Origin of the sequence: Frankia gtarii (genome assembly GCF_025403375.1) — a bacterium.
Classification (GTDB): domain Bacteria; phylum Actinomycetota; class Actinomycetes; order Frankiales; family Frankiaceae; genus Frankia; species Frankia gtarii.
In genome coordinates this window covers 1-23420 of record NZ_JAMPTM010000045.1, presented here as the reverse complement: position 1 = coordinate 23420, position 23420 = coordinate 1, and the positions used below count along the sequence as shown (strand labels likewise).

The following is a 23420-nucleotide window of genomic DNA, read 5'->3' as shown; positions in this document are numbered from 1 at the left end:
CGACACAGTCTACTTGCGATTTGCGCAAATCGCAATTGCGGTCCATGATGGCCAGGGCACGTGGATTAGCCAGTACATGGGCGGACGTCGTGGGGGATGATCTAGTTGGCAACGCTTGAAGGCAACGCTTCCGGGCGGATCGCGGCAGCTCCCCCCGCACATGTCCCCCCGCTTCCGGAGCTGGGCCGGATCGTGAACGTCCGTGGCGCGACCTGGTCCGTCACCGACGTCCGGGCGCAGGGCCTGCCGCGCAGCCCGGCGGACGAGGCCGGGGCCGGCCTGGCGCATGTCGTCAGGTTGCAGTCGTTGGAGGAGGACCGACTCGGCCAGGAGCTCGCGGTCGTCTGGGAGCTCGAGGTGGGCCAGTCCATCGCCCCGGACCAGGGCCTGCCCGAGACGGTGAGCGTGGACGGGTTCGACGATCCGAACACCCTGGCCGCCTTCGTTGATGCCGTCCGGTGGGGCGCCGTCACGTCGGCGGACGGGAGCTCGTTCCAGGCACCGTTCCGCAGCGGCGCGAACGTCGAGGCATACCAGCTGGAGCCGCTGCGCCGCGCTCTGCAGTCCGCGCGGACGAACCTGCTGCTCGCCGATGACGTCGGCCTCGGGAAGACCATCGAGGCGGGCCTGGTCGTCGAAGAGCTGCTGCTGCGGCATCGTGCCCGCTCCGTCATCATCGTGTGCCCGCCGAGCCTGTCGCTGAAGTGGCGGGACGAGATGCGGGAGAAGTTCGGCCTCGAATTCGAGATCGTCAACACCGAGCTGATGGCGAAGGTGCTCCGCACGCACGGTCCGAACGCCAACCCGTTCCGGCTCTACCCGCGGGTGATCGTGTCGATGGCGTGGCTGCCCTCGCTGCGCGCGCAGCGGCTGCTGCGCGCGGTGTACGCCGATGCGCGGGACACGAATTCGGCGCGCCGGTACGCGTTCGACGTGCTCATCGTCGACGAGGCGCACCACGTCGCGCCCGCGAGCCCGGCCGCCGCCACCGGGTTTCGCGGCTACGCCGTCGACAGCCAGCGCACGGTGGCCACCAGGGCGCTGGCGGAGAAGTGCGAGCACCGGCTTTTCCTGTCCGCGACCCCGCACAACGGCTACTCCGAGTCGTTCACGGCGCTGATGGAGATGATCGACGGCCGCCGGTTCAAGCGGGGCGCGAACCTGGATGAGCGCGCGCTGCGCGACATCGCGGTCCGCCGGCTCAAGGCGGACCTGCGTGGCACGAAGGACTTCCAGACCCGCGAGCTGAAGGCCCTGCCCTTCTCCCCCGCCGGCGACGAGGTGGAGCGGTTCGCGCTACTGGACCGGATCATCGCCGAGAGCGCCCGGCTCAACGGGCGCGGCCGGGCGGGCGGCATCGTGGCGATGCTGATGAAGAAGCGGTTCCTGTCCAGCCCGTGGTCGTTCGCGCAGACGCTGCGCCACTACGCCGACTCCGACGGCGGATCGGGCCTCGAGCAGGACGACGAGGACCGGTACTACCAGGAGGTCCTCGGCAGCGGCCAGTCCGACGAGGAAGAGGGCGCCGCCGCGCACCCCGAGTTCACCGCGCTGCGGCACAGCAAACGCTCGGACCCGCTCGTCGCCGCCACCCAGGCCGACATCGACGTCCTGATCGAATGGGGCCTGGGCTACGAGAACAAGCCGGATACCCGCCTGCAGGCGCTGCTCACCTTCCTGGACGCCGTCTGCCGGCCGGATGGCAGGACCTGGACGAACGAGCGGGTCGTGGTGTTCACCGAGTACGCCGACACCGTGGACTGGATCGTCCGCGTCCTCGGCCAGCAGGGGTACCGGGAAGGGCAGGAACTCGCGGTCATCCAGGGCTCGACCCCGACGGAGGACCGGGAGGACATCCGGGCGAAGTTCACCGCGCCGCCGGACAGGCAGCAGGTCCGGGTCCTCGTCGCCACCGACTCGGCGGGCGAGGGCATCGACCTGCAGGCGCACTGCCACCGGCTGGTCAACTTCGACATTCCGTTCAACCCGTCCCGGCTGGAGCAGCGGATCGGCCGCGTCGACCGCTACGGCCAGCAGCACACGCCGGAGATCTACCAGCTCGCCCCGGCGGAGCGGGAATCCGCGCTCGCCAGGGACACGGCGTTCCTGCTGGACAAGGTGCGCGAGAAGATCAGCCAGGTCGCCGCCGACCTCGGCTCGGTCAACGAGGTGATCGACGCGGACATCCAGGATCACTTCACCCCGGGCGGCACCGGCCGGAAGGTGAAGCTGGCGGCGCGCGACGACGGCAGCGTGATCATCAACCGCGTGCTGGCCGGCGGGCAGGAACTGAACCGAGCCCTGACCGAGCTGTCGCGCACCTATCTCGACCGCAAGGCCGAGATGCACCTGACTCCCGCGAACGCGCAGCGCGTCGTGGACACGGCACTCGAGCTGACCGGCCAGCCGCCGCTGAAGCCGCTTGAGGGCGCCGACCCGGTGGAGGTCCTCAAGGTCCCGTCGCTCGGGTCCGCGTGGCAGCCCGCGCTGCGCGGGCTGGAGACCCGCCTCGACCCCGGCGTCCTGCGCCCGATCACGTTCGACGAGGAGATGGCCCGGGACCGGGACGACGTCGTCTACATCCACCTCGGGCACGCGCTGCTCCAGCGCTCCGCGCGCATCCTGCGCGAGGCGCTGTTCAACGTGGACTCCCCGGTCCACCGGGTGACCGCGGTCGTGGCCGATGGGCTGCCACAGTCCTGCGTCGCGGCGGTGTCCCGCCTCGTCCTGGTCGGGCTCGGCGGCCTGCGCCTGCACGAGGAGGTGTTCCTCACCGGCATCCGACTGCGCGGCAACGCCATGGCCGAGGCGAAGGTCGAGCAGGTTCTCGACCAGACCCTGGACGCCCAGGACCTGGTCCTCGCGGGCGAGGAGGTCCGCAGTCGGCTCGCGGACCAGTGGAACGCCGACGGCGCGCCGCTGCGGACCCGGCTGCTGACGGCCATGGAACAGAAGGCCCGCAGCCATCAGGAGCGGGTGATCGACACGCTGTACAAGCGGCGCGACTCCGACATCGCCCGGGCCCGAGAGATCTTCGCCGCGTTCCGCGTCAACCTGCAGGAGTCCCGCGACCGCCTCAACCGGGAGATCCGCAGCGAGGACGAGAAGCTCTTCCCCGACGACCAACAGCGGCAGCGCCGTCATGACCTCGTCGGCATGATCGACCGCCTGGCCAGCCTCGATGAGGAGGAAAAGCGGGAGATCACCGCGATCGGCGCCCGCTACGGCGACATCAAACCCCATGTCACGGCGGCGGCCGTCGTGTTCGCTCTGACCCCCGACGACGCGGCAGCGGTAAGGAACCAGGTATGAGGAACGGCAGCGACCTGCACCGGGACTGGCTCGGCCTACTCGACACCGACGGCCCGTTCCTGTCTGTTCCCGCCCTGAAGGAGGCCTGGCCCACCGGCATGCCGGTGGGCGACCGCGCCGCCCTCGACGCGCTGCGCGACGCGGGGCCCGCGTTCGAGAAGGCCTGGGACGTGTGGGACCTGGCCGAGAAGTCGACTGTCCACCAGGCCGCCGCCGCGCTGGCGCAGTACCGGGAGGCACGCGACAGCTGGGTGGACGTCGTGCTCCGCTCGGTCCTGGGCTGGAGGAACTTCTACCTCGCCCCTCCGTCCGTCGAGGTGAAGGTCCACGCGCCCGACTACTCGGTCACCGTCCGCCCGACCGGTGCGCTTACCCGCGGTGAGACGACCGGAGCACTCGTCCTCGTCACCGATCCGGTCGAATCGCTGCGCGACCCGCTCGATGACGGATGGGCCGCCAGCCCCATCGACCGGATGGAGGAACTGCTCCGGGCCTGCGGGGTCCTCGTCGGCGTCGTCACCGACGGACGCTGGTGGGCGATCGTCAGCGCCCGCCCCGAGACGATGGTCGCCTCCGGCATCACCGACTCCCAGCGGTGGACCGAGCTGCCCGCCGCCCGCGACGCGTTCATCACCCTGCTGCGCCTGCCCCGCCTGGTCGGCAATCGGACCGAGGACCTGCTCACCACGCTCTTCAAGGACTCGGTCGCCGCCGCCGAGGAGATCACCGAAGCCCTCGGCACCAACGTCCGCCGCGCTGTGGAGCTCCTCGTCCAGGCACTGTCGGAGTCCGCACTCGACGTCCGGCGCCGCGGCGAGCCCGACCCGCTGCCCGCCCGCCGCGACGATGTGTACCAGGCCGCAGTCACGGTGATGATGCGCGTCGTGTTCCTGCTGTTCGCCGAGGAACGCGGCCTGCTCCCGCAGACCCAGCTGTTCACCGGCGGCTACGGAATCAGCGACGAACTCGACACCCTCGACCAGCGCGCCCGCGACGAGAGCGCCGAAGCGCTTGACCGCACCCACCTCACCTGGCACCGGCTGCTGGCCACCTCCCGGGCGCTGTACCGGGGTGCGTCGTTCGAGGACATCCGCATCCCTTCCTACGGCGGATCGCTGTTCGACCCCGACCGGTTCCGCTTCCTCACCACCCTCGACGCCCACGGCACCCTCGCGATCGTGGTCAGCGACCGCGTCATGCTGGAAGTCCTGCGGGCGGCCCAGATGGCCGAACTGCGCGGCGAACCCGCGCGACGGATCTCCTTCCGTGACATCGACGTGGAGCAGATCGGCTACATCTACGAGGGTCTGCTCGGCTACTCCTGCACGAACGTCGACGAGGTCCTCGTCGGGCTCATCGGGAAGAAGGGCGAGGAGCCGGAGATCCCGCTCTCGCTCCTGGAGGGGTTCGCGGCGAAGCACCCGAAGCCGGACGCCCTCGCGAACGCGATCATCACCTGGGCGAAGACCGACCAGCCCGCCGCGGTTGCTCCGTCCAAGGCCGCCCTCGTGAAGGCGATCAAGATTTCTGCGGACGTCGAGGACGCCGACCGGGCGCTGCGCGCGGCGGTGCCCACCGCCTTCGGTCTGCGGGAACGACTCCGCCCGTTCATCGGAGCGATCCGCCGCGACCTGCGAGACCGGCCGACGGTCTTCCTGCCCGGCGGCCTCGTCGTGGTGGAGACGCCATCCCGGGCGACGGCGGGCGCGCACTACACGCCGAAGTCCCTCGCCACCGAGGTCGTCCTGCACGCCCTCGAACCCCTCGTCTTCAGCCCCGGTCCGCATCAGGAGCCTGACCACAACAAGTGGGTTCCGGTCGACTCCGACCGGATCCTGGAACTGAAGGTCGCCGACATCGCCTGCGGCTCGGGCGCCTTCCTCGTCGCCGCCGCCCGCTATCTCTCCGACCGCCTCGTCGAGGCCTGGCGACGCCAGGGCGAAACCGGCGGCATGACGCCGAAGGACCTGCAACTCCACGCGATGCGCGAGGTCATCGCCAAGTGCCTGTACGGCGCGGACATCAACGCGATGGCCGTCGAGATGTGCAAGCTGTCGCTCTGGCTAGTCTCCCTGGACCCGAAGCTCCCGTTCTCCTTCGTCGATGACAAGGTCCTCCACGGCAACTCACTGCTGGGCCTGACCGATGTGAAGCAGCTCCGGTACCAGCACATCGACCCTGGTAGCGCCACGCACACTCAGCGGACCCTCGGCGCGATCGACATCGACGATGTCCTGAAAAAGGCTGTCCGCCTGCGAGGGAAACTCGCCAGCGAGGTCAACAACGCGGATCCGGAGCGATCCGTCCGCGCCAAGCGTCGCCAGTGGCAGCAGTTTCAGCAGGTCACCGCCGACCTCACCCACGTCGCCGACGCCATCGTCGCCGCCGGCCTGCGCCTCGGCGGCAAGCCAGGCCGGGCGCTCAGCGTCGCGTACAAGGACCTGGAGACCGCCCTCGGCAAGGCATACCCGGACAGCACCCTGTTCGCCAGCGACCCGGACCGCACCGAACTCGACGCGATCTTGGCCGACGGCCTCACCCCCACAGTTCCGACGGACTACGAGCGGTGGAAGCCGCTGCATTGGATCATCACAATCCCGGACGTGATGGAGCGAGGCGGCTTCGACGCCGTCATCGGCAACCCCCCGTTCTTGGGGGACTCAAGAAGTACTGCCGCAATGGGCCCCAACGTTCGGGACTGGCTCGCCCACACCATGTCAAGCGGATGGAGAGGAAAGTCTGACCTAGTCGCCTTCTTTTTCCTCCGAGCCAGCTCGCTCCTGACGCCTAACGGAAATCTTGGTCTTATCGCCACAAACACCATTGCGCAGGGCGACACTCGCGAAGTAGGCCTCGACCGGATAGTGGCAAGCGGCTTCACGATTACACGCGCCGTTCAGTCGCGCCCCTGGCCTGCCGCCAGCGCCAATCTACAGTACGCCGCCGTATGGGGAACGCGAGCCTTGGTCGCGGAATACATTCAACGCATATCAGACGATGTTCCGACGAGACGAATCTCTACGCTCCTGGAACCCGTCGGCAAAGTCGATGGCTCACCCGTTCGACTGCAACAGAACGGGGGAATATCATTCAACGGATGCAAGATCGATGGGCAAGGGTTCGTCCTGGAACCCGCCGAGGCTCGGGCGTGGATCGAAGAGAACCACCGGAACGCTGAAGTGCTCTTCCCTTACCTCAACGGAGAAGATCTCAACTCCCGCCCGGATGGATCCGCGTCCCGATGGGTCATCGATTTCAATATTCGATCAGAAGATGAAGCTCGCCGCTACACCCTTCCATACAGAAGAGCATTTGAGCAGGTTAAACCGGAACGCGCAAAGAAGGCCAGGGTCGTGCGCGACGCTCCTTGGTGGCTATTTATCCGACCAAGCCCCGCACTGCGGAAGTCTATCGAACCCCTGAGCGAGGTACTTACCATTGCGATTGTAAGCAAGACCGTCATGCCGGTGCGCGTGACGACTGGCCAGGTTTTCAGCCATAAGCTCGCGGTCTTCGCAATCGACTCATTCTCGGATCAGGCAGTGTTGTCATCCAGCCTGCACCAGATGTGGGCGATCAAGTACAGCGCCACCATGCGCGCGGATGTAAGTTACTCACCGTCCGACGTTTTCCTTTCGTTCCCCCGTCCCCGGCCCACCGAAGAACTAGCCGAGGTCGGTCGGACACTCGACACCGAGCGCCGCGAGATCATGCTCCGCCGCGACCTCGGCCTCACCAAGTTCTACAACCTCGTCAACGATCCCGACTACACCGATGACGACATCGCACGGATGCGACAGATCCACGTCGAACTCGACCAAGCCGTCATGGACGCATACGGCTGGGGCGACGTGCCGCTTAACCACGGGTTCCATTCCTACCGGCAGATGCAACGGTGGACCGTCTCCCCTGCCGCTCGAGTGGAGATTCTGGACCGGTTGCTCGAAGAGAACCTGCGCCGGGCTGCGGCCCAGGGCGAGGCTCCGCCGTCTACTGAGGACGAAGACGAGGGGAATGGCGAATGACCACGCCCCGCACGCCTGTGACGTCCGCTGAGCCGCCCCAGTACCGGCTGGAGTACGAGCCGGATGGGAGTTCCTGGATTGCTCGGGAAAACCTGGCCGACATCCTGGAACGGGAACTGTTGGGGCCGATGAACGGGCCGACCGAGGTCATCGACGGCGTGCCTGACTCCGTGTACCTGGTCGGGCGGATCGCGCCTTTCAAGCTCGCCGCCGGGGCTGACGATCCGGCGGATGCGGATACGGGTGAGTCCGACAGCGACGTGGGGGACTCCGGCGATGCGCGGGAGGGTCAGGGGGTGCCGGTCACCGGGGTTGACGACAGCGGCGCTGGGGCGGACGAGGATTCCGGGCTGGAGGACACGCCGCAGCAGCGGGGGCTGATGATTCCGGCGTCGATGGGGCTGCGGTGCCAGGTGCCCGACGACCTGGAGGCGTTCACCGTGACCGCGTCGTGGGGCACGTATGAATCGGTGCCCGCGGCTGAGGGTGATGAGACGCGGATCCGGCGGTACCAGCGGACCCCCGTCGAGATCTCCAGGCGGATCGTGCTCGCCGACCTTGACCCGTCCGTGACGACGGAGATCCCGCTCAGGGACAAGGTCGTGCTGCGGGTTGACCGGCACGACGATGATGAGTATCACCGGCGAGTGGTCGAGGTCGCGCTGTGCAATGACCGGGAGGCGCCGCGGAAGATCCCCGTCGATGCGTGGCTGTACCAGGCGAAGCTCACCATGCTCACAGACGGGGAGCCCGCGTTCCTGCCCGTGACCGACGCGCTGACCGATGACCGGTGGGAGCGGGATGACGAGGTCCGGCGGCTGAACCTGCAGTACCGGGACCGGCTGGAGTTCGCCGTCGGGCGGACCTGCTCGGTCAGCTGGGAGGAGCCAGCTGGGTGGGACTCCCCCAAGATCCGGGCCGTTCCGGGCAATCGCCGGGTCGGGAAGATCTGGACGACCTGGCTGCCGGTCAGCGAGACGCCGCAGGTCGCCGCCGATGAGATCGATGAGGCGCTGCTCGACATGCGGAAGCTGGCCGCTGCGTCCGAGGCCGAGTTGCGTGCGGGGCTCGCGCCGATCGCGGAGAAGTACGGCTCGTGGCTGGATGGCGAGGAGACCCGGGCGAATCAGCTTCCCGGTCACCTGCGGGACGAGGGGCTGGATGCGGTTCATGAGGCGCGCAAGGTGCAGCGCCAGCTCGCGGCCGGGATCGAGCACCTGCTGGGCGACGCGGACGCGCTGCGGTGCTTCCGGTTCATGAACGAGGTGATGGCCGACCAGCGCGTGCAGTCCCAGGTCGCGCGCCGCCGGGCGAGCCGTCCGGCGGAGTCCCTCGACGAGGCGCGGGCGGCGGTGCTGGCCGGAGACAGGCCGCACTCGTGGCGCACGTTCCAGCTCGCGTTCATCCTCATGCAGCTGCCGCTGCTCACCGACCCGGCAGCGCAGATGCGCTCCGGGGATCTCGCCAAGGCGCAGCTGCTGTTCTTCCCGACCGGTGGCGGCAAGACCGAGGCCTACCTGGGGCTGGCGGCCTACGCATTCGCGATTCGGCGGCTCCAGGGCGTGGTCCAGGCCGCGGATGGCTCACTCGACGGGGGCGCCGGGGTGACCGTGCTGATGCGGTACACGCTGCGGCTGCTGACCGCCCAGCAGTTCCAACGGGCGACCGCGCTGGTGTGCGCGGCGGAGATGGCGCGGCGTCGCGACGTTCAGGCCTGGGGCACCGAGCCGTTTCGGATCGGCCTGTGGGTCGGGACCGACGTGTCGCCGAAGCGGTACAAGGAGGCGAAGGAGCAGCTCGACCGGTCCTCCTCGTCGGGCGGCTATTCGCGGCTGACCGTGCTGCAGTTCCAGCGCTGCCCGTGGTGCGGCACGCCGATCAGCGCGGCCAACGTGCGGCCCGACGACGAGCACCAGCGCGTCTACGTGTACTGCGGCGACGAGCTGGGCGACTGCCCGTTCTCCCGCGACGGGTCAGTACCGGAGGGGTTGCCGGTCCTGACAGTGGATGAGGAGATCTACCGGCTGGCGCCCGCGTTCGTGATCGCGACCGTGGACAAGTTCGCCCGGCTGGCGCGGGAAGGGGAGGCTGCGGCGCTCTTCGGCTACGTGGCGGAGAAGTGCGAGCGGCACGGCTACGTGCACCCGGATTACCAGGGCTGCAAGATTGCTGTGGGCAGCAAGCACCCGAAGACCACGGCCTACCGACGGCCGGTGACCCGGCTCCGTCCGCCGGACCTGATCATCCAGGACGAGCTGCATCTGATCGCCGGCGCGCTCGGGACGACGGTGGGCCTGTTCGAGGTCGCCGTCGATGCCCTGTGCTGGTGGCGGACTCCCGCGGACCTACCGGTGCGGCCCCTTCTCGTCGCCTCCACCGCGACCGCGCGCAACGCGGCCGACCAGGTGCGCGCCCTGTACGGGCGGGGCACCACGATCTTCCCGCCGCAGGTCCTCGACGCGGGCACGACGTTCTTCTCCGCCGAGCAGCCCATTTCCCGGAAGTACCCGGGGCGGCGCTACGTCGGGATCAGCACCTCCGGCGTCCGGCTCACGACCGCGGAGATCCGGGTGTCAGAGGTGCTGATGGCAGCCGGGCAGCTCCTGCTCGACCGGTCCGGGGACGTCGCCGATCCATACCTCACGCTGGTGGGGTACTTCAGCGCGACCCGCGAGCTGGCCGGCATGGCCCGGTACATGGGCGATGACGTGCAGACGGCGCTGGCGAAGGGGCACCCGTGGTCGCGGCTGCCGCGCCGGTTCGGCACGGTCGGGCAGCTACACCTGGCCGAGCTGACCTCCCGCGTCTCCTCGGCCGACATCACCGGGACGCTGGACCAGATGGCGGTCTCGTTCGACCCGGAATTCGACTCGACGGCGGCACGGCGGGACCGGGCGGCGCGGCGGAAGGCGAAACAAAAGGTTCCCGACCGGCCGGTGCGCCCGTTCGACGTGGTCCTGGCGACGTCCATGCTGCAGGTCGGCGTCGACGTCGACCGGCTCGGCCTGATGCTGGTGGTCGGCCAGCCGAAGAACACCGCCGAGTACATCCAGGCATCCTCCCGGGTCGGCCGGCAGGCGTCCCGGCCCGGCCTGGTAGTCGCGCTCGGGAACTGGGCCCGGCCGCGGGACCTGGCCCACTTCGAGCAGTTCCGGCACTACCACGAGACGTTCTACGCCCAGGTCGAGGCGCTGTCAGTCACGCCGTTCTCGGCCACGTCCCTGGACCGCGGCCTGGACGGCGTGCTAATCAGCGCCGCCCGGGTGCTGGAAGCAGTTGTGCCCGGCGGGCTGTCGGCGGAGAAGAACGCGGGCCGGATCGAGGATCGACGAGACGTTGTCGTCGAGGTGATCGACGCGCTGGTGCGCCGGATCGGGCGTGCAGCGACCGAGAGCGACGCCGAGCGGGCGCGGGCGCGGCTGCTGAACCGGCTCGACCAGTGGGTCTCCCGGCGAAAGCACCTGGCCGAGCTGCACAAGACCCTGGTCTACGAGCGGTTCTCCGCCTCGGAGGAGGGAAAGTACGACGCGCTGATGATGAGCGCGGAGAACGCCCGCGCGCTCGGCAACGGCAGCGATGTCGCGCCGTTCGTCGTCGCGAACTCCATGCGCGAGGTGCAGCCGGAGATCAACCTTCTGGTGAGCCCGATCAAGGACAACCTGATCTACATCGCGCCGCCCGGCGCGCCGCAGTGGGAGTTTCCCCCGGCAGAGGAGGTCACCTCATGAGTCTGCTGTACAACGAGCAGCGCCCGGTCGACCCGCTGGGCGACGCGGACGCCGAGAACGACAAGCAGGTCAAGCACAACCGGGCCAAGGTCGGGTCCAGCCGCCCGTCGTCCCTGCTGTACACCTACGGTCCCGGGGCGATCATGGACCTGCCCCAGTTCACGATCATGCCGACCGGCCTGGATGACTGGAACCGGATCTGGCGGCGCCGCGAGTCCGACCCGCCGCAGATCCACGCGCCCCGGCTGCGGCAGGCGGTCCGCACCCACATGCGGGCCCCGAACGTGCAGCTGCGCCCGTTCCCGTGGCAGCCAAAGCGGAACACCTTCAGCAGCGAGGGCGCCGACCTCGGCGTGCCCGCGCGGGTGTTCCCCCAGTGGCTGCGGTGCACCGGCTGCGACCTGCTCGGCCTGGTGTCCCAGTTCAGCTACGTCAACACCCACCCGTACCGCAGCGACCTGGCCCGCTTCGAGCATCCGAAGTGCCCCGGCCGCAGCGGCGAGGGCAAGGCGACCCGTCCAGCCGTCCCGGCCCGGTACCTGCTCGCCTGCGCGGCGGGACACCTGGATGAGTTCCCCTATGACCTGTGGGTGCACCGGGGCCGCCGGTGTGGGAAGGCCGAGTTCCCGTTCCTGAAGATGATCGACCGGACCGCTGGCAAGGGCGCGTCGGCGACGATCCACTGCGCGTCCTGCGGAGAGCGGCGCCAGATGAACGAGGCCCAGGGTGTCGCGGGCGCCGCGAAGCTGCCACGGTGTCGGGGCCGTCACCCCCACCTGGACGCATTCGAGCCGAAGGGCTGCGTTGCGGCGACGAAGCTGATGCTGATCGGCGCGTCCAACCTGTGGTTCCCCTCCACACTGTCGATCATTGTGATGCCCGAGTCTGCCGAAGAGAAGGCCAGCGACCTGGCGGACCGGCTCCGGGGCGCGCTCGGCGACAAGCTCGCGAAGTACGCGGGCAACCTGGAGCTCATCCGCGACTTCGCGGCAACCGCGAAGGTCGACGTGACCGGCCAGTCCGATGACGCACTGACCGCGCTGGTGGCCATCGCCCTCCAGCCGCCGCCGTCCGAGGAGGAGCAGGAAGCCAAGCTCCGCGACTGGGACCCGGTCGACCTGCTCGTCCCGGAGTGGCGGTACCTGCTCAAGGACCCGATCGGAGACCGGCACGAGGACCCGGCCAGCGGCCTGACCCTGTCACGGCGGGACCGGGACCCGCAGTTGCGGCCCGAGATCACCCGGGTGCTGGCGGCCGAGCGGCTGCGGAAGGTGAACGCGCTGACGGGCTTCACCCGGATCGACGCGTTCGACCGGGTCGGTGACGTGCCCCGCCGCCTCGTCCCGTTGGCCCGGGAACGGTATCCCGACTGGACCGTCGCGACCGAGGACCGGGGCGAGGGCGTCTTCCTCCAGCTTGCCGAGGAACGGGTCGCGGCCTGGGAATTGAAGGTTGAGACCAGCAAGATTTGGGAGGCGCACAAGGAGGCGCATCGGCGGAACTTCAACCGGCGGTTCTCCGAGACCGCGGAGAACATCCACGCGGACGAGCGGCTGAGGCCGCCGCGGTACTGGCTCGTCCACAGCCTCGCGCACGTCCTGATCCGGGGCATGGCGATGGAGTGCGGGTACTCCGCCGCGAGCCTGAGCGAGCGGCTGTACGCCTGGCCCGGGACGGACGAACGCCCGCCCGCGGCGGGGCTGCTGATCGTGACAACGGCATCGGACAGCGACGGCACCCTCGGCGGCCTCGTATCGCTGAGCGAGCCAGTACGCCTGCAGCGAGTGGTGTCATCGGCGCTGGAGCGAGCGGCACGCTGCTCATCGGATCCGATCTGCGCGCGCCGCACCCCCACCGACCCGGAAGACTTCCTGCACGGAGCGGCGTGCCACTGCTGCGTGATGGCATCAGAGACATCATGCGAGCGGGCCAACCGGTTCCTGGACCGCCGGTTCCTCATCGACCTCCCAGGAAGCTCCCTTGGGTTCTTCGGATGACCCGGCCAGGAAGCTCGGCGCGCTGCTGACCGGGAGCGAAGCACGGGAGATCGCGGACCACTTATCGGACGACGACACGCTCACGGCGTCGTTACGAGTCGTGCCGGTCGGCCGCCGGGCGGAGATCCGCCTCCTGCTGTCGGGCATCGACCGGACTGCGATGATCACCGTGCTGCGGGCGATCGAAGGCGCAAGGTCGGCGCCGACGACCGTGGACCCGCTGTGGACGATGCCGGGCCACCTGGCCCAGCATGGGCGGCTGACGCAGTCGGTAACGTTCCTTGTAGACAACGCGCGATACTCGATTGTCTGCTCGACGTTCAACTTTCAGCGGTCATCAGGCCTGTGGAATGGTCTGCGGCGAGCGGCACAGCGACCCGAGATCATGATGAAGGTCTACATCGACACGGACGCGGCTGACGCCGGACCACGGCGACCAGGGTCATCGACAACGGACGAGGTCGCGGCGCATCTGCACCCAGCCCTTGTCCTGCGGACGAAGCGCTTCGATGGCCGCCAGGTCCGCAACCACTCGAAGTTCCTGTCGATCGACCACAGATTTCTGCTCGTCACCAGTGCGAACTTCTCCTGGAGCGCCGAGAACGCGAACCTGGAATTCGGCGTCATCATCGACAACCCCAACCTTGCCGAGGCCATCGAACGGGAGCTACGCGAAGCTGAAAACTTCATCTTCGAACACGTGCGTCCGGCGGGGCCCGCTTCATGTGAGCCGGCAGAATAGCGCAGATGGCCCTGACCGCGTCGTGTCCGTTCGGGCCGCTGCGGCCCGGTGACGAAACCAGGCGAGCGAGACCTGGACAGGGACGTCAAGGTTTCGCCTTCCGCCCGCGTCTGGGGCGGTGCCGGGTCGGTGCCGCCCGCCGCGCGGCGGGTGGCGAGCATCGATCCGAGGAGGACGAGCACCCGGGCCGAGGGGGATCCGGGCTCGGGCGTGTAGGTGACGAACATCTGGTCAGCAGACGCAGGCGTCGTCCAGGTGACGTGGTCGGGGTTCTCACCCGCGGTCATTCGCAGGATCCCGACGGTGTCACGCGCGGAACCTTCCCAGTCGCGGCGCCGAGCGGCGAGCTCCTCGTCCAGAAACATCAGCCGGGCCGTGTTGCGCGCTCGCGCTCGGGCAGGGCCGCGAAGTCGGTGAACAGAGCACACGCGAGGCCGTGTAAGCCCGGGGCCGACTTCCCAGGCTCGAAGGGCGAGGGCCTCATCCTGCGCTACTCGATCGACCGCGTCGGCGGAATCGGCCTCTGGGCGGCGGCGCGCTGAACCTCGGCGCCGGTATCAGTCCGGCGAATGAAGGACGGCATACCCGTGCCCTCACCGAACTCATCGGCCAAAGCCAGGAGCCGCAAACGAACTTTCGTTGCGGCAGTTCGATTCCGCGGGAAACACCATTGCGCTCCTCCGGGGCGAACATCGGCCCGTGATAGCTTGCCGAACGGCAGAATACTGACGTTCCCGACAAGGAGGCCGGATTCATGTCAAATCTCGCCGACGACGACGCGCCCCTGGCCGCACCCGAGCTGACGACCCCCGAGCAGTGGCACGACTATCTGCGCGAGTACAGCGAGACGTATCTGCGCACGGCCGATCCGGGCGAGCTCTCCGACGAGCAGATCCAGCATCGTTGGGTGGGTCACGAGCCGGCGGCCGAGCAGACGGTGGTGGCGGCCGAGCAACGCCTGGCGATCCGTTTCCCGCCGACCTTCCGCAGCTTTCTGGCGGCAAGCGACGGCTGGCCCAACCCCGCCGAGTGGGTCGACGAGCTGCACGCGAGCACCGACGTCGCCTGGTTCCGCGACACCATGGACGGCGCCGGTTTCATCGACCTCTACGGGGAGCCGCGTAACGACGACGAGGACGACAGCGACATGCTGTCGCTCTTCCGTCGATCGCTGGTGATCGCGAGCGGCGAGGACTTCTGGCTGCTCGATCCGGCCGATCCCGGCCCGGACGGCGAATGGGTGGCCTGGGAGTTCACGCCGAAGTACGGCGGCCTGGAACGCTTCGCGAACTTTGCGGAGATCTTCCACGCCAGCCGGGTCTCCATGGAGCAGGAGGCAGCGGACGACGACACCGATCGATGACGCGGCGCTGACCGACACCGCGCTGGCCGACACAGCACTGACCGACACAGCGGCCAACGGACGGACCCGGGGCGCTCAGGCCGAGGAGCCAGATCCGGACGGTGCTGTCCTGGCCGCCGCTGGCGAGGGTGCGACCGTCCGGGGAGCAGGCTGGGAGGGTGATTTTCGGCATGTCGACGAGGCGACGGCTGCAGCGGGCTATGCCGACAACAATTGTGTGGTGCCGAATCACAATGACCGCACCAACATCGAGCAGAGCGTCGATCTGCTCGTCGGCCGGCTCATCGCCCGCCTGCGCACCGAACTGGGCATCGATCTCACCCTCGGCCCGCGCGCCCGCGCCCGCCTCCTCGTCGAGCTCACTGCCGAACAGCACCTCGACGACCACAGCATCGGCTCCGCCCTTGAGGACATGCTCATCACCCCGCTCCATCAGGCCCTGAACACACACAGCCCGGCACTGTCGGGCACCCTGACGGTCACCGACGTGGCCCGCGAGTACGGCGCCTGGACGGTGTCACTCAGACATTGAGGCAGGGGCGAGGCGGCGCGTAACGGAGAACCATGCACGTCGGCTCGCCGAGATGCGCCGGCGGCAGAGTCTCACCCATGCGCAGTTCTACAGGCCGGACCGAAGCTTTTCGATGATCTTGTCGAGGTTCTGGAGTTCGGCTGAAGCGCCGGAGCCGTGGGTCGTCGCCAAGACGTGACGGAGGGCTTTGAAGACGGCCAACGCGGCTGCGGTCCGGGGTGACGGTAGCCGGTCACACCGGAATGTGACGGGGTGAACCGTCTGCGCGATCGGGCCTGGCACATGCCGGTCAGGAGTCCCTCCGGCGGCGGCGCAGCCTGGAGAACCATCCTGCGGTCGAGATCGCGTCACCAATCTCGCTGCCCGCCAGGAGACCTGCGGCTGGAGAGCCGGGTGGGGTCAGATTGTCGGGCCGGAGCGGGTCGGCGGAGGTTTGGGCAGGGCGATGCGGACCTTCTTGTTCAGGTGCTCCTCGAGGAGCGCCTTGAGTTCGCCTCCTTCGATGAGGCGGATTCGCCCCGCGCGCTTCGCGACGAACTCCCTGCTCGCGGGCCCGAACCAGGAGGATGTGACCAGGATTCCCTTGGTGGCGTTCTGGTCGTCCATTGATCCCCAGAGTGCCCGTACCGCCTCGGCTGGAACGACCCGCTTGTAAAGCTTGGCCTGGATGACACAGACGCCGCCCGTGATCGGGTTCGCGTCCGTGACGACGACGTCGACACCGTCGTCACGTGAGCCTTGGGTCGTCTTGGCCCAGCCAGCCATCCCGACTTTCTCGAAGAGCTGGCGGATGAGGTGCTCAAAGGTGAACGGGTCCATGGCGAGCAGGTCAGGGCGGCTGTCAAGCTCGGCGGCAGCGTCGAAGTCGTCGATGAACTTGTAGCGAGAAAGGTCGAAGTCAACGATCGGCGTCACGGCCTCCACGTCGTACGGGTGCGGCGACACGATCGCCTTCAGGTGCTTCAGACAGCCCACGGGGTTGAGGTAGTCAAAGTCCAAACCCTCGTAGATCTCCCGCGTCACGCTGAGGGTGATCAGGCAGGGGTAGGCCGGCTGGCCGGTGCCAGGGTCACGGGTTCGTACGTGTCCGTTGAGGGCAACAGAGTCGACCAGGCTTCGCGGGGTGGTCTCGAAGATCTCCCGCAGGTGACGCAGCGCGGTCTGTGCGACGACGGAAGCATAGAGAGCCTTACGGTCCCGGTCTGCCCGGGCCAGGGTGTCGATCGCCTTGCGCGTCTTGACGTAACGGAAGCCACGCTCCTGCGGGACAATCTCGTTGGTGGGCAGATCGAACTCGATCCAGATCTCACGCGGCTCAGGCCGGTAGGCAAGCCGCCGGCCGTTCGGGAACCCCGCCGGGTAGCTCGACCGGTCCAGGACCTGCGCGACGAAGTCCTCGACTGCGTCGGTGTCGCCCGCACGATAGGCAGCCTCGAAAAGTGCCACCTGCTGGTTGTGCCGGGCGGCCTCGGCACGCACCCTGTCGGCGCGCCGCTGGTGGTCGCCGCGGGCCTGGCGGATCCCTTCCTGCCTGTTGGCCTCCGCACGCTGCGCCGTGTCGACGGCCTCCTGGTAGCGCCCTTGCGCCTCGTCCAGCTCCTGCTCGTAGCGGGCACGACCGCCCAGCATCGCCGCCAGCCCGCGCGGAGGGCCGGGCGGGGCGAAGTCGTCCCAGTTCGGTACAGGCGTCGGCGGCCCGAAGCGCGGCAGGTCAAAGGCGGGGATCCGCGCCTCATGCCGCAGGCTGCCGAACGAGAACGGGGTCAGATTCGCCCCGTTCAGCAGCGCGTTCAGCGTCTGAACCCGGGCGTCGACCTCAGCGGACAGCTTGTCGGCCTCTGCCGCCATCAGAACGTGGTTCAGCTGCTCGCGCTGCCGGGCGTCCGTCCGGGCCTGGCGTTCGGCCTGCCGACCCGCCCGTTCCATCGCCTTCTGCACCCGGTTCGCCGCCGCGTCGATCTGGCGCTTCTCGCGCTCGAGGCGAGCCTGCTGATGCTCTTGGGCACGGCGGAACTCCGACCAGCCCGAACGTTTCCCAGCCACCTACATACAGCACCAGATCAGGCACTTTCTGGCAAGAAGTGTTGACCGATACGACATCTTTCCGTTATGCAATGTGACTTCAGTCCCAGGGGATGTCGTAACCGACACCTGATATACACCGGCGAGTCGGACGTCGACCTGCTGGTCGAGAGCATGTCGCTCAAGGCCGCGCTCGCGGGAACAGAGTTCGACCTACACACCGCCGCGCCCGACGCCGCAGCTCGTCTCCGCGAGACCCTGCGAGCCCTTCTCCAACGCGCCCAACGGGACAACGAGATCCGCGGCGACATCGACATCGACGACCTGTTCGCGCTGCTGGCGGGCGCCTTCGCCACCCTGCGCCACGCCGACGCCGAGGCGGCCCCGACCGGATCGCCCGCCTCAACACCGTCCTCTTCGACGGCCTCGCACGCGTTGGATCCACTACCGAACAGTTCGACGAGCTCGTCAACACCTGCTGCGCGCCGGTGGACCCGTGATCCTCGGCGAGGCGACCCACCACCTCATCGGCTCCCGCGCTCGAGGACTTGGCCTTCCGCGAAGCCGGTGCTCTTCGTGGCTTCGATCTCGATCTTCACTACGAGCTCGATGCCGTCCTGGCGGAGGTTGGCAATGATCTCGTCTATGGACAGCCGGCCAACGGTACTGGTACTCGGTCAGCGCCCGTTTCGCGGAGTGGCTTCGGTGAACGGCGTCGCGCGGAAGCCCGAGTCGTTGCCCTGGTGGAAGTACAGGTGCCCGGCCAGCGTCCCGTCCTCGCCGAGGGCGGCCCAGCCACGCCCGCTGACCTCGTCGCCGTCATCGTCGCCGATCCAGCTGAACTCGACGAGCGGTCGGCCGTCGCGCTCGGTGGAACGGCAGTCCAGCCAGCCGCGGACGGCGATGAACCCGAGTTCGCCGGCCCTGCCCTCCGTGAACTCGATGAATCCGGGCTCGACGAGGTCGATGGCGTCCTCATCCCACAGATCCATCTCCACGATCCGCCACCGTCCGGTCAGGCTCACCATCCGATCCTCCGCACTCGTCGTGGTCGGGTCAGGCCGGCCCCTCCGACCCGAGCAGGACGATCCTCTCGCCTCGTCGATGGCCGCATCGCAACCGGCCTCCGGATCGACCAGCCCGCTCGGCGCCGCGACCGAGATCGGTTGACGCCATCGCGGTGCTCCAAATCCCTCACTCGGGGCCCGCCAGATCCGGCATTTGAGGGGTTCCAAATCCGTAGGTCAATGAGCTCCGCGGGGCCGTCGGCGACGCCTTCGTCGCCGGCGCAACCCTTTACCTGGGCACCCACTCGTACACGTTCGAGGACCGCCGCCATGTCATGCCCGTCGACACGATCTGGGCCCCATAGTCGATCATGATGTACCGCGGAGCCGAGACGCGCCCTGAGGACGTAGAAGATTTCACCGAGAGGGTGACGGCTCGTCGCATCTCCGGCAGCTCGGCGAAGCGGGCTCGAAATAAGTCTGGCTTATACTGAGCCCATGTGGGAGATCGTGCTGCACCCCGAGGTCGAGCAATGGTTCCTCGACCTGTGCCGCATGGACTCCGCCAGTGCGGACCTGGTCGCCGAGGCCATCGACGTGCTCGCCGAGCACGGGCCCGGCCTGGGTCGCCCGCTCGTTGACAGGCTCAAGGGCAGCACCTACCACCACATGAAAGAACTCCGACCGGGCTCGGCCGGGACCACCGAGATTCGGCTGATCTTCGCCTTCGACCCGCGTCGGGAAGCGGTCTTCCTCGTCGCGGGCGACAAGTCTGGCGCTTGGCGCACCTGGTACCAGACCGCGGTCCCGCTCGCAGACGAAAGATTCGGCGAATACCTGAGGATCTTGAAGGAACAGGAGGGATCGTGACCACACCGTCGAACTGGCGTGATGTCAAGGCCCGCGCCCGCGCGACCGATCCCGAGTGGGACAGCGCCGCGCGGACAGCCCGCCGCGCCGAGATGCGAAGCCAGATGCTCGCCTCGGTCAGCGGCGCACAACTCGCCGAGATCCGCAATCAACTCGGCCTCACCCAGGCACAGCTCGCCGATGCCACCGGCCTGACCCAGGCGAGAATCAGCCAGATCGAGAACGGCACCGCCACGGGACTGGAGGTTCTGCGCACCTACATCACCGGCCTCGGCGGCCACCTCGACATCGTCGCCCGCATCGGCAACATTCACCTCAACATCGCCTGACACGACGGAGACGGAGACGGCCGGTCACACACCCGGGCCCGGTACTACGCGGCTGGCCCTCGTTTCTCCCACAGGTGCCGGGGGACGGCCACGGGCTGGACGCGGATCGCCCGGCCTGGCGATCGCGAACACCGTCATCGACCGATACGACGCCGTCCCATGGCGTTACGACCGCGCCCACTACAAGGCCGCGCTACGCCCCGGCTTCGGTGCATCAACCGGTCGTCCGGTCCGCACCCGCTTCGACCCGGACCTGGCCGATCGAAGACCGTCGACTCCGTGATCGCGCGGCCCGTCGCCGGCTCGTCACCGCCACAGCCCGCGTTCTGGCTGAGCGCGAAGGCTGGGAGGCGGTGACCACCCGCCGGTTGTCCACCGAGATCGAGTACAGCCAGCCGGTGATCTACAAACATTTCGCGTCGATGGAGGACCTTGTCGAGGCCATCGCGCTGGAGGGCTTCGGCGAGCTTGCCGAGGCCCTCGGCGAATCTCGGCGCCGTGCGGCACGGACTGACCACACTCGGCCGCAACGACCGGCTACGCCCGGGGCACGACACCGACCGCATCGATCTCCTCGTCGCCCAGTTCCGCACCGCCCGCTCCCCTCTCGGCACCTGACAGTCAGGTCGCACCCGCTGGAGCGCGCTGCTGCTCGCGTTCACCCACGCCAAGCACCGTCGCAAGATCGCCTGAACCGCGCCGTGCAGCCCGTCGTCCTGGACACCGACGTCGTCTCCCTTAGCAAGCGCGGGCTCGGCTGTGCGGCGCTACCGGTCGCTGGTGTCAGGCGGTACTCCCGATCACCGAAGTTTCCGGCGATGCGACGCTTGCCGCCGAGGGCACCGACGTAGGCGAGCAGGGTAGAGAGAGCGGCACTGTCGAGTTCGCCCCGTTCGAGGGCGCAGACGCGCGGCTGGGAGACTCCCATCGCGCGCGATCCGCGATCGGAAGACTTTTTCTAGTGCGATTGGAAGACTAAATGACTTGCGATTGGTAGAGTAGATTGGTGATCAACTACCGGCGCCGCATCCTCGACGACACCCTGGACGAGCTTCAGCCGCACCTTCGCGCGCTGTCGATCCACGGGCCGAAAGGGGTCGGCAAGACCGCGACCGCGACGCAACGGGCCGCGTCGGTCATCGATCTCAGTCTTCCCGGCCAACGTGAGATCATAAAAGCGGACCCGTCCGTCCTGACATCACTGCCCGGGCCGGTGCTGGTGGACGAGTGGCAGCGCCTTCCCGAGGTGTGGGACCACGTGCGGCACGCGGTTGACGCCGGCTCGCCGCCCGGCCGCTTCATCGTTGCCGGCAGCTCGGCGCCCCGGGGGACGGTGGTCCACTCGGGCGCGGGGCGGATAGTACCCATGCGGATGCGACCGCTGAGCCTGGCAGAGCGGGGCCTCGAGACGCAGACCGTGAGCCTGGCCGCGATCCTCCACGGAAACCGCGATGTCGGCGGGGCCACCGCGCTCCGGTTGACGGACTATGTCGAGGAAATCACGGCATCGGGCTTCCCCGCCCTCCGCAGTCTGCCACCTCGTGTACGGCGGGCGGAACTGGATGCGTACCTGGACAACGTCGTCCAACGGGAGTTCCCCGAGCAGGGCTACCCGGTCCGCAGGCCGGCGGTACTGCGCGCCTGGCTCACCGCCTACGCCGCCGCAACATCGACGACGACGGCCTATTCAAAGATCCTCGACGCTGCCACCGCCGGGCTGGCGAACAAGCCGGCCAAGGAGACCACGCTCGCCTACCGCGACGCCCTGTCGTCCCTGTGGCTGCTGGACGCGATACCGCCCTGGATCCCCAGCAGGAACCACCTTGACCGACTCGGCCAGTCCCCCAAACACCACCTGGCCGACCCCGCCCTGGTCGCACGGCTGCTCGGACTCGACGCCTCCGCGCTCCTGCGCGCCGAGCAAGGCAGCACGGACCTGTCGGAGGGCACAACCCTCGGTGCGCTTTTCGAGCATCTAGCCGCGCTCAGCATCCACACCTACGCCGAGGCCGCCGAAGCCCGGGTGGGCCACCTACGTACCCGCAACAACGACCACGAAGTGGACCTGATAGTTCAGCACGCGGATGGCCGGATACTGGGCATCGAGGTCAAGCTGGCCGACCGGGTCGAGGACGCCGACGTCAAACACCTCCAATGGCTCCGCAGTCGGATCGGAAAAGACTTGATCGATGCCATCGTCATCTACGCCGGCCAGTACGCCTACCGTCGAAGCGACGATGTCGCCGTCATCCCGCTGGCACTGCTCGGTCCGTAACCACTGCGCGGGCGCCACGGTCACAGTCCTCGGCCGGGATTCCCGCACGGAGGGGTCCGTGACGTAGCGCCAGGCGACGTTGCGCTCCGCTTCGGGACGGGAGGGGACGCCGGATCAGGTAGCGATGAGACACGCAACCATATCCGTTCGTAATCGATTGGTAACTTAACAGACGAACATGCCATCCGCGACACGCCAGATGTCGATGAAGCGCATCTCCACCGGGCCGCCGGTGGCAGATCCGATCACTCTCAGCTTGCGCACAGGTTGCACAGTGAGTATCTAGCGTATGACGCAGCCCGAGGACCCCTCCAGCGCGACGGTCCTGCCCAGCGCAGTGGTCAGCGCAGACGCCCCGGCGGATCCGGTGTGGGCCCGGCCGGCGCTCGTCGGGCTGCTCGCCGCTGCGGCGGTGCTCTACGTCTGGGACCTGGGCGCCTCGGGCTATGCGAACAGCTTCTACGCGGCGGCGGTCCAGGCCGGGACGAAGAGCTGGAAGGCGTTGCTGTTCGGATCGCTCGACTCCGGGAACTTCATCACGGTCGACAAGCCGCCGGCGTCGCTGTGGGCGATGGCGCTGTCCGGGCGAATCTTCGGTTTTTCGAGCTGGAGCATGCTCGTTCCGCAGGCGCTGGGCGGCGTGGCCGCGGTCGGCCTGATGTTCGCGGCCGTGCGCAGGTGGTTCGGCCCCGCCGCCGGCCTGCTGGCCGGCTCCGCGCTGGCGCTCACCCCGGTGGCGGCGCTGATGTTCCGCTTCGACAACCCGGACGGCCTGCTCACCTTCGTCCTCGTCCTGGCCGGATACTGCCTGGTCCGCGCGCTCGAGGAGGCGTCGACGAAGTGGATGGCGGCGACCGGCGCCGCGCTCGGCCTGGCCTTCCTGACGAAGACGCTGCAGGGTTTCCTGGTGCTGCCCGCGTTCGCGCTGGTCTACCTGATCGCCGCGCCGACCGGCTGGTGGCGGCGGGTGTGGCAGCTGCTCGCGGGCGGGCTGGCGATCGTGGTCGCCGCCGGCTGGTGGGTGGCGACGGTCGCACTGTGGCCGAAGGGTTCGCGTCCCTACATCGGCGGTTCCACCGACAACAGTGCGCTCGGCCTGGCCTTCGGCTACAACGGCCTGGGCCGGATCTTCGGCGGTGACGGCAACCGCGGCGGTGGCGGCGGCGGTGGCGGTGGGTTCGGCGGCGGCCGGGCGAACCTGAACGAGCTGGCCAGGCG

The 23420-nt window shown here is 68.4% G+C and carries 14 protein-coding genes and 3 pseudogenes; 14 read left to right on the top strand and 3 right to left on the bottom strand.

What is annotated here, in order from left to right:
• Positions 1 to 105 precede the first annotated feature (105 nt).
• From drmD to drmC, 5 genes are all read left to right on the top strand, one after another.
• Positions 106 to 3312 (top strand): DISARM system SNF2-like helicase DrmD, encoded by a 3207-nt coding sequence (gene drmD, locus NBZ83_RS09660; RefSeq protein ID WP_261574792.1) that lies wholly within the window; start codon positions 106 to 108, stop codon positions 3310 to 3312.
• Between the two features lie 473 nt (positions 3313 to 3785).
• Positions 3786 to 7337 (top strand): Eco57I restriction-modification methylase domain-containing protein, encoded by a 3552-nt coding sequence (locus NBZ83_RS09655; RefSeq protein ID WP_261574791.1) that lies wholly within the window; start codon positions 3786 to 3788, stop codon positions 7335 to 7337.
• Complete coding sequence (drmA, locus tag NBZ83_RS09650) at positions 7334 to 11065, top strand: DISARM system helicase DrmA (RefSeq protein ID WP_261574790.1); 3732 nt, start codon at positions 7334 to 7336, stop codon at positions 11063 to 11065. The genes NBZ83_RS09655 and drmA overlap by 4 nt, the downstream gene beginning before the upstream one ends.
• Positions 11062 to 13062, top strand: a complete 2001-nt coding sequence (drmB, locus tag NBZ83_RS09645) for a DUF1998 domain-containing protein (RefSeq protein WP_261574789.1) — start codon at positions 11062 to 11064, stop codon at positions 13060 to 13062. Before drmA ends, drmB begins: the two co-directional genes overlap by 4 nt.
• Entirely contained in the window at positions 13046 to 13804 is a 759-nt protein-coding gene (gene drmC / locus NBZ83_RS09640; protein WP_261574788.1) for a DISARM system phospholipase D-like protein DrmC, read from the top strand. The genes drmB and drmC overlap by 17 nt, the downstream gene beginning before the upstream one ends.
• Before the next feature lie 260 nt (positions 13805 to 14064).
• Here the strand turns inward: drmC and NBZ83_RS34510 are convergent.
• Positions 14065 to 14232 (bottom strand): annotated as a pseudogene (locus NBZ83_RS34510) (MmyB family transcriptional regulator); the annotation flags it as partial.
• Positions 14233 to 14558: 326 nt separating this feature from the next.
• On the opposite strand from NBZ83_RS34510, the gene NBZ83_RS09635 reads away from it, so the two are divergent.
• Both NBZ83_RS09635 and NBZ83_RS09630 read left to right on the top strand, forming a co-directional pair.
• On the top strand, positions 14559 to 15167 hold the full coding sequence (locus NBZ83_RS09635) for an SMI1/KNR4 family protein (protein ID WP_261574787.1): 609 nt from the start codon (positions 14559 to 14561) through the stop codon (positions 15165 to 15167).
• A 220-nt stretch (positions 15168 to 15387) separates the two neighbouring features.
• Positions 15388 to 15699: a hypothetical protein gene (locus NBZ83_RS09630; RefSeq protein ID WP_261574786.1), complete on the top strand. Its 312-nt coding sequence runs from the start codon at positions 15388 to 15390 to the stop codon at positions 15697 to 15699.
• Positions 15700 to 16098: 399 nt separating this feature from the next.
• On the opposite strand, the gene NBZ83_RS33295 is transcribed toward NBZ83_RS09630, so the two are convergent.
• Positions 16099 to 17742 (bottom strand): restriction endonuclease, encoded by a 1644-nt coding sequence (locus NBZ83_RS33295; protein ID WP_261574785.1) that lies wholly within the window; start codon positions 17740 to 17742, stop codon positions 16099 to 16101.
• 66 nt (positions 17743 to 17808) lie between these two features.
• Between NBZ83_RS33295 and NBZ83_RS33765 the strand changes: the two are divergent.
• A pseudogene (locus NBZ83_RS33765) lies at positions 17809 to 18039 on the top strand (SbtR family transcriptional regulator); the annotation flags it as partial.
• Positions 18040 to 18398: 359 nt separating this feature from the next.
• Here NBZ83_RS33765 and NBZ83_RS09615 read toward each other — a convergent pair.
• Positions 18399 to 18749, bottom strand: coding sequence for a hypothetical protein (locus NBZ83_RS09615; RefSeq protein ID WP_261570637.1), 351 nt, complete (start codon positions 18747 to 18749; stop codon positions 18399 to 18401).
• A gap of 489 nt (positions 18750 to 19238) precedes the next feature.
• On the opposite strand from NBZ83_RS09615, the gene NBZ83_RS09610 reads away from it, so the two are divergent.
• The 6 genes and pseudogenes from NBZ83_RS09610 to NBZ83_RS09590 all read left to right on the top strand — a co-directional run.
• Positions 19239 to 19598 carry a type II toxin-antitoxin system RelE/ParE family toxin gene (locus tag NBZ83_RS09610; RefSeq protein ID WP_308203780.1) on the top strand — a complete coding sequence of 120 codons (360 nt, stop codon included), beginning with the start codon at positions 19239 to 19241 and terminating at the stop codon, positions 19596 to 19598.
• Entirely contained in the window at positions 19595 to 19927 is a 333-nt protein-coding gene (locus NBZ83_RS09605; RefSeq protein ID WP_261570639.1) for a helix-turn-helix domain-containing protein, read from the top strand. The genes NBZ83_RS09610 and NBZ83_RS09605 overlap by 4 nt, the downstream gene beginning before the upstream one ends.
• 52 nt (positions 19928 to 19979) lie before the next feature.
• The gene (locus NBZ83_RS33760) at positions 19980 to 20210 is read left to right on the top strand and encodes a DUF2399 domain-containing protein (protein WP_368861826.1); all 231 of its coding nucleotides are present in this window, start codon (positions 19980 to 19982) and stop codon (positions 20208 to 20210) included.
• Positions 20137 to 20361 (top strand): annotated as a pseudogene (locus NBZ83_RS33755) (helix-turn-helix domain-containing protein); the annotation flags it as partial. The gene NBZ83_RS33760 and the pseudogene NBZ83_RS33755, both read left to right, overlap by 74 nt.
• A gap of 572 nt (positions 20362 to 20933) precedes the next feature.
• Positions 20934 to 22202, top strand: coding sequence for an ATP-binding protein (locus NBZ83_RS09595; protein WP_261574783.1), 1269 nt, complete (start codon positions 20934 to 20936; stop codon positions 22200 to 22202).
• Positions 22203 to 22491: 289 nt separating this feature from the next.
• A partial coding sequence (locus NBZ83_RS09590) for an ArnT family glycosyltransferase (RefSeq protein ID WP_261574782.1) occupies positions 22492 to 23420 on the top strand: 929 nt, incomplete at its 3' end.